Source organism: Mycobacteriales bacterium (assembly GCA_035504215.1).
GTDB lineage: Bacteria > Actinomycetota > Actinomycetes > JAFAQI01 > JAFAQI01 > DATAUK01.
This window is the reverse complement of the sequence record DATJSI010000006.1, coordinates 39,874-50,067: the sequence shown is the minus strand read 5'-3', so window position 1 is coordinate 50,067 and position 10,194 is coordinate 39,874. Positions and strand designations below refer to the sequence as shown.

The following is a 10,194-nucleotide window of genomic DNA, read 5'->3' as shown; positions in this document are numbered from 1 at the left end:
CTCGGCGAGCAGCCGGGCAGCCGGCGCCGGCGGCAGCGCGACGACGACGGCGTCGGCCTCGACCGCCTGCTCGTCGGTCGTCGCGCCGTGCACGACCCGCCAGCCGGTCGAGGTGCGCGCCAGCTCCCGCACCGCGCGTCCGGTCAGGATCTCGCCTCCCCGGGTCCCGATCGCGTCGGCCACCGAACCCGGCAGCGAGCCCATCCCGCCGGTCAGCGTCGCGAAGACCGGCTCGGTCGAGGAGACCGGAGGCAGTGCACGCCGGGCCGCCGCGAGCACGGAACGCTCGTCGCGCGGAAGTTGCGGGATGGTGGCGGCGAGCGAGAGCTCGTCCGCCCGCCCGGCGTAGACCCCGCCGAGCAGCGGGTCGACCAGCCGCTCGACCACCGCCCGCCCGACCCGGTGCCCGACCCAGCGCCCAACGGAGACGTCCTCCCCCGGCGCCGAGCCCGGCAGCAGCCGGTCGAGCTCGACCCGGGCGGTCTCGGCGTCCGAGAGAACGCCACGTAGGGCAGCGGCCCGGCTGGGCAGCCCCATCACGGTGCCGGCCGGCATCGGGCGGAGTGCGCCGCGCGCCCAGACACTCGCGGTGCTCGTGCGCGGCGAGACCAGCTCATCCGCGCGGCCGAGCTCGCTCACCAGATCCAGCGCCTCGGGCACCCGCCGCAGGAACATCTCCGCGCCCTCATCGACCGGGACGCCGGCGACGTCGGAGACCCGCAGCTTGCCACCGACCGCCGGTGCCGACTCGATGAGCATGACGTCGACCCCGGCGCCGGCCAGCCGGTACGCCGCGGCCAGTCCCGAAATCCCTCCGCCGGCGACGACCACGCGGCTCATGACAGCGCCGCCGCCGACTCCTCGTGCACTAGCTCGACCAGCCGGGCGAGCACGTCGGGATCGGTGTCGGGCAGGACGCCGTGCCCGAGGTTGAACACGTGCCCCGGCGCGGCCGCCCCCTGTCGCATGACGTCGCGGGCCCGGGCTGCCACCGCATCCCACGGCGCGAACACAACCGCCGGGTCGAGGTTCCCCTGGACCGCGACCTCGGTGCCGAGCCGGCCGGACGCGACGTCGAGCGGCACCCGCCAGTCGACGCCCACCACGTCCGCGCCGGCCGCAGCCATCAGCGCAAGCAGCTCGCCGGTGTCGACCCCGAAGTGAATGCGTGGCACGTCGGCGACCGACTCGAGAACCGCGCGGCTGTGCGGCAGCACATAGCGCTCATAGTCGGTGGCCGACAGCGCACCGGCCCACGAGTCGAACAGCTGAACCGCCTGCGCACCGGCGTCGATCTGAAGCCGAAGGAACGTCGACGCGATCTGAGCCAACCGCGCGGCCAGGTCGTGCCAGGTCGCCTCGTCGCCGTACATCAACGCCTTGGTCCTTGCGTGGTCGCGGCTCGGCCCGCCCTCGACGAGGTACGACGCGAGGGTGAACGGGGCTCCGGCAAAACCGATCAGTGGCACTGATCCAAGCTCGGCGACCAGGTTGCGCACCGCGTCCGCGACCGGCGTGACTGCGCCCGGGTCGAGCGGGGGGACCCGCGCGACGTCTGCCGCGCTCCGCACCGGCGACGCGACGACAGGGCCGATGCCGGGCTTGATGTCGAGGTCGACGCCGGCCGCCTTGACCGGAAGGACGATGTCGCTGAAGAGGATTGCGGCGTCGACGCCGTACCGACGCACCGGCTGCAAGGTGATCTCGGTCACGAGGTCCGGACGAAGGCAGGACTCCAGCATCCCGACGCCTTCCCGCAACGCGCGGTACTCCGGCAACGAGCGCCCGGCCTGCCGCATGAACCACACCGGGGTGTGCGGCACCGGCTCGCGGCGGCACGCGCGCAGGAATGCGCCGTCAGCGGGTTCGGCCATGTCTCGATCGTGTCACGCAGCTCGCGCCGGCCATCGTCAGCCGGTGCCGGTCGACGCGATCAACACCACGCCGGCCAGCGCGGCGACGACACCACTGAGCTGCACCGGTTTCAGCCGTTCGGAGTGGACGAAGCGAGCGAGGATGACCGTGACCGCGGGATACAGCGACGACAGCACCGCGACCAGCGAGAGCAGACCGTGCTGGGTCGCGTACGCGAACGTCGCGTTCGCGCTCACGTCGAAGATGCCGACCATCGCCAGCAACGGCAGATCAGCCGCGGTGATCGCCATCTGCCGCTTCCACCCGGTCGCGAGCGCATAGCCCGTGAACAGCGCGACCGAGATGGCCCGCATCGAGAACAGCATCATGATCGTGCTCGTCCGGGCGCCGTGGTCGACGCAGACGAACACCACGCCGAAGCCGGCGGCCGCGACCACCGCGAGCAGCAGCGGGCGCGCCGCGCGGCGGCGCTCGACGTCCTCGTTCCGAAGCTCCGGCCCGCTCGCCAGCACGACGCCCGCGATCGCGACGACGACGCCGATCGCCTGGACCGCGTTGGGCCGGTCTCCCTGCGCGATGCCCACGGCGACCGGTACGACGACGCCGAGAGCGGCGATCGGGGCGACCACGCCCATCGTTCCGGTGGCCAGCGCCTCGTAGAACGCGAGCAGGCCACCGGTCCCGCTGAGCGCGCCCAGCACGGCCCAACCGACGTACCCGGGTGAGGCGTCGAGCGCACCGGTCAGGACCGCGGCGATCAGCATGCCGAGGGCCCCGACGGCCTGGCTGACCCCTACGACGGCGATCAGCGGCAACCGTCGGCTGGCGGTGCCACCCAGGAAGTCTGCGGTCCCCCACAGGCCGCTCGAGAGCAGCGCGAGGAGGGTGGCCACGACGGGCCAGGCTAGTGCCGGCGCCATGGATCGGCCGCCGTGAACCGCGGGCGCCGGCAGCAACCACGGTTCGCCACCGCGATTCGCGTGTCGCGAGGATCACCGGGATCTTGGCGCTTACAGTGGCCGGGTGTCGGTGGAACTGTCCGCCCCGGCCGACCTGCCGCCTGCCTTTCGCCAGGCGCTGGCCGGTCTCACCGGCGTGGAGCTCCGCCCGGAGATCGTCGTCCACGAGCTGCCCGCCCCGCAGCGGCTGGCGCCGTACGCCGTCGCGCTGCAGGCAACCGCCGTCTCGGGCGACGAGGAGCTCGCCGAGGGCCGGCTCGTGGTGCTCCACGACCCTGACGGCCAAGAGGTGTGGGCCGGCGACACCCGCTGCGTGGCCTACGTCCAGGCCGCGGTCGACCCCGAGATCGCCAGCGACCCGATGCTCGCCGGCGTCGGCTGGAGCTGGCTGATCGAGGCCCTGGACGCGGCCGGTGCGGTCTACACCGCCGAGGGCGGCACCGTCACGCGCACCACCTCGGAGCGGTTCGGCGCGCTCACGGATCAGCCGGTTGCGAGTGACGTCGAGATCCGAGCGTCCTGGTCGCCGAACGGCGACCTGGGACCGCACCTGGTGGCGTTCGGCGAGGTGCTGTGCCTGGCCGCCGGGCTGCCGCCGATCCCACCCGGGGTCGTGGCCATGCCCAAGCGGCTCATCCGACGCGCTCGGTAACCCCGATCGGCGGGAGCGTCGCCTTCACCGGCATCACGCCATTGGCCCCGCTGCCCGCACGTGGCAGCCGCAACGTCAGCGTCGTGCCGCGCACCGGCGTGGACGACACATCCAGCGAGCCACCCACCAGGCGGGCCCGCTCGCGCAGCAGGCCGAGGCCGACATGCCGGCCGCCCTCGGAGTGGACGGTCGCCGGGTCGAAGCCCATACCCCCGTCGACGACGGTCGCGACGACCCAGTCGTCGTCGACCCACAGCTGCGCCCGCGCGGCATCGACGTCGGCGTGCTTCACGACGTTCAGCAGGCCCTCCTGGAAGAACCGGTACGTCGTCACCGCGGTCACCAATGGCAACGGGTACGCCTCCGCCGGCCAGGACAGATCGACCTCGAGGCCGTAGCGGTTGCGCAGGTCGTCGCGAAGGCTCGAGACCGCACGGGCTAGATCACCTTCGCGCAGCGCCGGCGGCCGGGTGCGCGCCATCACCGCGCGGACCTGCTCCTCGGCCTCGCTGATCATGTCGCGCGCGCGCCGGATGCTGACCATGTCCTCGTCGTTGAGCAACACCTGCGCGGTGGTGAGCGACTGCGCGACGGTGTCATGGAGCTCGGCAGCGAGCTGACCGCGCGCACCTTCCTCGGCCGCGACCAGGCCGGAGAGCAGCTCGAACATCCCGGCGCTGGCCGTCTCTGCGCTACGGCGGTGCCGCTCGGCGACCTCGTCGGCGATCCGCACCCTCCGCTGCAGGGCCTCCACCGTGCGGGCACGGGACTGGATCCGTTGCATCGCGCGCGACGCCTGCACGTTCGCGAGCATCGCGATCGTCGCGATGACGAGCGAGGCGGGAGCACCGGCGATCAGCGCCTGCCACATCGGCACCTCGACGTGGCCGGTGGCCCGCAGCAGCGAGGCGGACGCCGCGACGACCGCGCAGCCGGCGGCGAAGGCGAGCACGAACACCACCACCGCAAGTGGCGCGACCCGACCCCGCATCAGCTTCATGACGCCAGCACGCCCGTGGTGGTCCACTCCGCGGAGCGGCCCTGCATCGACATCGAGTCGTCGTCGACGGCGAACCTGGCGAGATCCGGCTCGGCGGCAAGCGCGATCGCGCCGAGCAGCGAGGCGACCGCCCGCTCCACGGCGTACAGCTCGTCAACGATCTCGTGCACCGACGCGGGACCCTCGGTGGCGGCCAGCCGGGCCAGCCGGTTCGCCGACTCCCGCAGGACCACGAGCGATGGCGCCGTGTCCGCCCCGAGGTCACCGAGCGCGCGGGTCGTGCCTTCCGCCGCCTCGGCTTGCGCGAGCGCTTCGTCGCGCGAGGCGGCGAGCTCGGCGATCGACAGCCACGACTCGGCCTGCTGCACGAGCACCTCGGCGAGCATCATCTCGCGGCGGCCGAAGCTCGAGCCCCCCACCGGTCGCCGGGCGACCAGCACCGCGAGCGGAGCCTCGTGACCGCCGAGGACGGTCGCGCACCAGGGCCGGCCTTCGTCGCTGCCGGTGACCGCGCCGCGCTCACCGAGCGCGCGCAGCACCCACGGAACGTCCAGCGCCTCCGGATCCACCCGCTGGCGGACGACACCGTCGACATTGCCGGCGTAGCGCACCGGGCCGTCCTCGGCGAGCAGCACCATCTCGACGTCGTCGCTGCTGAACAATCGCGCGGCCGCGGTCAGCACGACCCGCGCCGACACGTCGACCGACCGTCCACTGGCGCGCTCCTGGAGCCGGGCCAGCTCGGCGTACAGCTGTGCCTCGGCCGCCGCCGTGGTCTGCTCGTCGTAGGAGATCCACAGCAGCAGCAAGGGAATGACGAGCGCGAGCAGGCCGAGCGGTGCGTTGGCCGCCAGCCACGCCGCCAGGATGCCGATGCCGGACGTGCCGACCGAGTGGATCGAGGCCAGCGGCGCGCTCGCCCAGAGCAGGGAGCGCAGCCTCTGGTCGGTCATCATCGACATCGCCGCAGCAATGAGCAGGTTGTTGACGAACCAGAAGATGCCCATCCCGCCGATCGCTCCGGGCACGCCCGCGCCCACCAGCGCGGCGAAGCCCGCACCGAGCGCCGTCGCCGCCGCGAACTGCGCGACGTTGAAGAGCACCTTCAGCGGCTCCTGCCGGCGGACCATCTGCGCGACCAGGACGCCCGCCGTCACGGACAACACCGTCCAGGCCCGGGGCGAGTGCACGAACGCGACCGCGATGGCCGCCTCGGTCAGGCTGAACGTCCACCGCTGCCGGCCGAAGGACAGGTGCACGACCGCGGTCTCCGCGGCGCAGACGACGACGGTCAGAACCGGTACGGCGTACCACGACGGGTGACCCCAGCCGTTGATGCCGGCAGCGACAGCCGTCACCACGATCGCGGTGACGGCGAGCAGGCGTACTCGGGCGGCGGGGCTCACGGTGCCGGCCCCCAGCTCTCATCCGACCAGGAGCTCGCCGACCAGGAAGACGCCGACCACGAGGAAGCGGACCACGAAGAGGCGGACCAGGAGCTGGCCGACCAGGAAGAAGCGGACCACGAGGAGGCGGACCAGGACGAGGCCATCCACGGCACCCAGGCACCGTGCAGCCAGGAGTTACGCAGCCATTCCGCGGCGTCGAAGCGGGCCTCACCGGTCGGGTCCCACGACGGCGTGCCCCAGCGGTGCCAGCCATCGCCACAGGATGCGTGCACGGTTGTCCACGACATCGACACCGCGCCCGCTCCGGCGGCCCAGCTGCACAGCGGTCGGGCGCTGGTCCGCAACGCGGTCTTGACCTGCAACGGCGTGCTGCCCGGATGTTGCGCGAGGTACGCCGCAGCGACGCCGGTCGTGATCGCTGTCGCCTCGCTCGTGCCGGAGCCGCGGAACAGGCCGTCCGACTGCCACGCGCCCGGGTTCTCCTTGGCGATCAGGGTGTTGCCGGTCATCTCGCCGAGCACCTGCACGCCGGCCGCGACGACATCGGGCTTCGTCACGCCGTCGACGACGCCGCTACCGGAGAAGGATGCGACCCGCGGCTGCGATCCCGTCGAGTCCAGCGCCCCGACGGTCAGCGCCTGCGGGTCGAGACCCGGGTCGCCGACCTGGCCGGGGGTGTTGCCCACTGCGGCGACGACGAGGACACCCGCGGACCGGACCGCCTCGACCGCCCAGTTCAGCGGGTCGGCGCCGTACGCCGGGAAGGTCGGGCGCTGCACCGCGAGGGACAGGTTCACGATCTGGATCGAGTGGGCGTGCGTCGCCACCCAGTTCAGCCCGGCCAGCACCTGCAGCAGCGTGGTCTGCCCCTGCGCGTTCGCCACCTTGACGACCACGACGTGCGCCGCGGGAGCGACGCCCAAGCCCAAGCCGTCCGAGCCCGGGACCGGCCCGCCCGCGATCAGGGACGCGAGGAACGTGCCGTGACCGTAACCGTCGGTGAACGGGCCGGTGGTCGCGGGCGCGCCGCCGGCGGACAGATGAGAAAGGTCGATGCCGTCGACCAGCCGGCCGGAGGCCCGGTTGATCGCCGGAGTGTCGTTGACCCCGGTGTCGAGCAGCGCGATGTTCACTCCGGCTCCGACGCCAGGCTGGCCGGCGTCGCCGCCGACCGACTGGGCGGCAAGCACGCTGTCTTTCGGGTTCGACCAGTCACGCCCGCCCCGACCCCCATGGAAGTGGCGCAAACCCATCACGTGTCCGTGCCAGTCCGGCGACACCCCGGCAACCGCCGGGTTGGCGGCGAGGCCGGTCAATGCGGCGCGCGGCGCGGCGACGTATTCGGCGTGCACCGCCGAGAGCGTGTCGAGCACGCGCCCACCCGGGACGGCGAGCGGCATTCTCGTGCCCGGCCGGACGGTGACGATCGCGTGCACCAACGGGCCGCCCGCTCGGCTCGGCGAAGCAGCGGAAACGGCGGATGCGGCGCTCGCGCCGCCGGTCGCCATCAGTGGTGCGGCGATGCCCAGGGCCAGCGCGGTGAGCGCCCACCTCCATCGGTGCACGAACACGCGTCCTCCCGACCCGGCGTGGACTCGTTCCCACGCTCACAAAATCTGTCGGCAGACTCAGACCCGTACTTGGGTTCCGCCGCGCCCAATCCCCCATTTGGAGCAATCCCGCCCGGGCGGTTCGCCCGCGGGCCGGCGATCGGCCCGAATTCGGCCGTACGGAGCAACGACTACCCCTGCCGGGCTACAGGAACCGTTACTGCCGACCGAAGAATGCTCCAGATGCTGAAACTTGGCGCCGCCCAACAGACGGCCAAGACGGAGGAGGACTCGGTGTCAGCTCTCGCCGAGCGCGCTGCCACCACCGCCGCGGATCCCGCGGGCGGCTTTACCGCCATGGTGGTCGACGACCACCCGCTGGTGCGCGAGTCGATGGTGGCCCGACTGACCGCGATGGGGGCCCGCGACGTCGTCGAGGCGGCGAGCATCGCCGAAGCGCGCGCACGCGCGCATGCCGGTGGCACCCGTGACCTGTGCGTGCTGGACGTCGGCCTGCCCGACGGATCCGGACTGGACCTGCTGAGCGACCTGCGAGCGGCCGGGTGGCCGCGGTTGGTCGTCCTCTCTGCGGCCGACGACCCGTACTCGGTGCGGGCCGCGTTCGTCGCCGGCGCCCAGGGCTACCTGCTCAAGTCCGCGTCACCCCTCGTCGTGGCCGACGGCGTCCGCCGGGTCCTCGACGGTGGCGTGTACGCCGACCCGTCGGTTGCCTCCCTGCTGGCTGCAGGCCTGCGTGGCGGGCCGCAACAGGACGGAGTCGCTGAGCTGTCCGGCCGCGAGATCGAGGTCCTGCACCTGGTGTCCGACGGCCGCTCCAACAAGGAGATCGGTGAGGCGCTGGGCCTGTCCGCGCTCACGGTCAAGAGCCACCTCGCCCGCATCGCGCGCAAGCTGGGGACCGGCGACCGCGCCGAGATGGTCGCGATGGCCATGCGCGCCGGAGTGATCCGCTAACCGCAGTTTCCGCACTTCAGCAACTAGCGTCATGTCTGTGAGCGAGACCGCTGACGAGCCGGCGTCCGCGGTTCCGCTCGTCGAGCCCCGGGACGGTGTACCCCCGGTCGTCGAAACCGCCGCCGATCTCGAGGCCGCCATCGCCGCCATCGCCGCCGGCACCGGACCGGTCGCGGTCGATGCCGAGCGAGCGTCGGGCTATCGCTACGGCCAGCGTGCCTACCTCGTCCAGCTGCGCCGCGAACCCCATGGCACCGTCCTCATCGACCCGGTGGCCCTCGACGACCTGACTGCGCTGTCCACTGCGATCGCCGACGTGGAGTGGGTCCTGCATGCGGCGTCGCAGGACCTTCCGTCCCTGCGCGAGGTCGGGCTGGCGCCGTCGCGGTTGTTCGACACCGAGCTGGCCGCGCGCCTCGCCGGCTTCGAGCGCGTCGGCCTCGCCACGATGGCCGAAGTGCTGCTCGGCCGGGCGCTGGCCAAGGAGCACTCCGCGGCCGACTGGTCGCGCCGGCCGCTGCCCGAGCCCTGGCTGCGATACGCCGCGCTCGACGTCGAGCTCCTGATCGACCTGCGTGACGCGCTGGAAGCCGAGCTGCGCGAGCAGGGCAAGCTCGAGTGGGCGCGCGAGGAGTTCGCGGCGATTCTTGTCGCCGTGCCGGCACCGCCAAGACCGGACCCGTGGCGACGCACCAGCGGAATGCACAAGCTGCGCACCCGTCGCCAGCTCGCGATCGTGCGCGCACTCTGGCAGGCCCGTGACGACCGTGCCCGTGCCCGCGACCTCGCGCCCGGGCGGGTCCTGCCGGACAGCGCCATCATCGCGGCCGCCACGTCCGCGCCGCCGACGATCGATGAGCTCGGCCGGCTCCCCGGCTGGGGTGGCCGCTCGACCCGGCGGTTGGTGACCGAGCTGTGGCCGACGATCGCAGCCGCCTACGAGCTGCCCGAGACCGCGCTGCCGCGGCCCGCGGTGCCCGGCGACGGGCCGCCGCCGCCCAACCGGTGGCCGGACCGCGATCCGGTCGCCGCCGGCCGGCTTGCGCGCGCCCGTGCCGCCCTCGCCGAGCTGAGCGAGCGCCACGACGTACCGGTCGAGAACCTGCTCGCACCCGACCTCGTTCGTCGCCTTGCCTGGTCGCCTCCGTCTGCCGATCCCGCGGATGTCGCCGCGTTCCTGCGCGCCGGCGGCGCCCGCAACTGGCAGGTGGAGCTCACCGTCGACCCGCTGAGCGCGGCGATGGTTGACCAGCCATGAGGCTCGTGCAGTTCGACGCCGATGGGCGGGCCGCTGCGCTCGACGGCCGCTACCCAGGGCTGACCGCGGCGCCGGGCTGGCCGCACGCGGACAGCGTCATCGGCATGAGCTTCATCGACTCCGGCGGGCTCGGCTTTCTGATCCTCGACGATGACGACCGGATCGCCGGCGACTGCGGGACCAAAACCCCGACCAGGCCGGACGGCTCGGTCGAGATCGGCTACGGTCTCGCCGCCCCGAGCCGCGGCCGAGGGCTCGGTGGCCGGGCGGTCGCAGCACTTGTGTCGTGGCTCGCGCAGCAACCCGGAGTGACCTCCGTCGAGGCGGAGGTCGAGGTCACCAACACCCCGTCGTGGCGCGTGCTCGAACGGATCGGCTTCACCCCTGTCGGCCCGGAGTCCGACAGCATGCTGCGCTACCGCTTCGACGCCTTGGGCCATCCGGCTGAACCTTCGCCAAACATCAGTCTCCTGCCGCCGGGTATGGGACATTCATCCGGTTGATTCCTCAAGCGCG

The 10,194-nt window shown here is 72.7% G+C and carries 10 protein-coding genes; 4 read left to right on the top strand and 6 right to left on the bottom strand.

Annotation, left to right across the window (positions count from 1 at the left end; all coding sequences use genetic code 11):
• From hemG to VME70_00970, 3 genes are all read right to left on the bottom strand, one after another.
• Positions 1-840 (bottom strand): protoporphyrinogen oxidase (gene hemG, locus VME70_00980; protein HTW18768.1); only part of this gene is annotated, 840 nt, incomplete at its 3' end.
• On the bottom strand, positions 837-1,874 hold the full coding sequence (gene hemE, locus VME70_00975) for a uroporphyrinogen decarboxylase (protein HTW18767.1): 1,038 nt from the start codon (positions 1,872-1,874) through the stop codon (positions 837-839). The genes hemG and hemE, both read right to left, overlap by 4 nt.
• Before the next feature lie 36 nt (positions 1,875-1,910).
• Positions 1,911-2,768 (bottom strand): DMT family transporter, encoded by an 858-nt coding sequence (locus VME70_00970; protein HTW18766.1) that lies wholly within the window; start codon positions 2,766-2,768, stop codon positions 1,911-1,913.
• 130 nt (positions 2,769-2,898) lie between these two features.
• On the opposite strand from VME70_00970, the gene VME70_00965 reads away from it, so the two are divergent.
• On the top strand, positions 2,899-3,486 hold the full coding sequence (locus tag VME70_00965) for a DUF3000 domain-containing protein (protein HTW18765.1): 588 nt from the start codon (positions 2,899-2,901) through the stop codon (positions 3,484-3,486).
• Here VME70_00965 and VME70_00960 read toward each other — a convergent pair.
• From VME70_00960 to VME70_00950, 3 genes are read right to left on the bottom strand one after another with little or no spacing between them, the layout of a single operon-like run.
• On the bottom strand, positions 3,467-4,486 hold the full coding sequence (locus tag VME70_00960; GenBank protein HTW18764.1) for a sensor histidine kinase: 1,020 nt from the start codon (positions 4,484-4,486) through the stop codon (positions 3,467-3,469). The genes VME70_00965 and VME70_00960 overlap by 20 nt on opposite strands.
• On the bottom strand, positions 4,483-5,892 hold the full coding sequence (locus VME70_00955) for a hypothetical protein (GenBank protein HTW18763.1): 1,410 nt from the start codon (positions 5,890-5,892) through the stop codon (positions 4,483-4,485). The genes VME70_00960 and VME70_00955 overlap by 4 nt, the downstream gene beginning before the upstream one ends.
• On the bottom strand, positions 5,889-7,460 hold the full coding sequence (locus tag VME70_00950; GenBank protein ID HTW18762.1) for a S8 family serine peptidase: 1,572 nt from the start codon (positions 7,458-7,460) through the stop codon (positions 5,889-5,891). The genes VME70_00955 and VME70_00950 overlap by 4 nt, the downstream gene beginning before the upstream one ends.
• A 279-nt stretch (positions 7,461-7,739) precedes the next feature.
• Here VME70_00950 and VME70_00945 point away from each other — a divergent pair, with 279 nt between their 5' ends.
• The 3 genes from VME70_00945 to VME70_00935 are packed head-to-tail and all read left to right on the top strand — an operon-like array spanning position 7,740 to position 10,181.
• A complete protein-coding gene (locus tag VME70_00945) occupies positions 7,740-8,420 on the top strand; it encodes a response regulator transcription factor (protein HTW18761.1) in 681 nt (226 codons plus the stop codon).
• 31 nt (positions 8,421-8,451) lie between these two features.
• Complete coding sequence (locus VME70_00940) at positions 8,452-9,678, top strand: HRDC domain-containing protein (protein ID HTW18760.1); 1,227 nt, start codon at positions 8,452-8,454, stop codon at positions 9,676-9,678.
• Positions 9,675-10,181: a GNAT family protein gene (locus VME70_00935; GenBank protein ID HTW18759.1), complete on the top strand. Its 507-nt coding sequence runs from the start codon at positions 9,675-9,677 to the stop codon at positions 10,179-10,181. Before VME70_00940 ends, VME70_00935 begins: the two co-directional genes overlap by 4 nt.
• Positions 10,182-10,194 lie beyond the last annotated feature (13 nt).

Excerpts from the sequence above, each read along its gene's own strand:
- hemE (HTW18767.1), bottom strand. The coding sequence starts at position 1,874 with ATGGCCGAACCCGCTGACGGCGCATTCCTGCGCGCGTGCCGCCGCGAG.
- VME70_00960 (HTW18764.1), bottom strand. The coding sequence starts at position 4,486 with ATGAAGCTGATGCGGGGTCGGGTCGCGCCACTTGCGGTGGTGGTGTTC.
- VME70_00940 (HTW18760.1), top strand. The coding sequence starts at position 8,452 with ATGTCTGTGAGCGAGACCGCTGACGAGCCGGCGTCCGCGGTTCCGCTC.
- VME70_00935 (HTW18759.1), top strand. The coding sequence starts at position 9,675 with ATGAGGCTCGTGCAGTTCGACGCCGATGGGCGGGCCGCTGCGCTCGAC.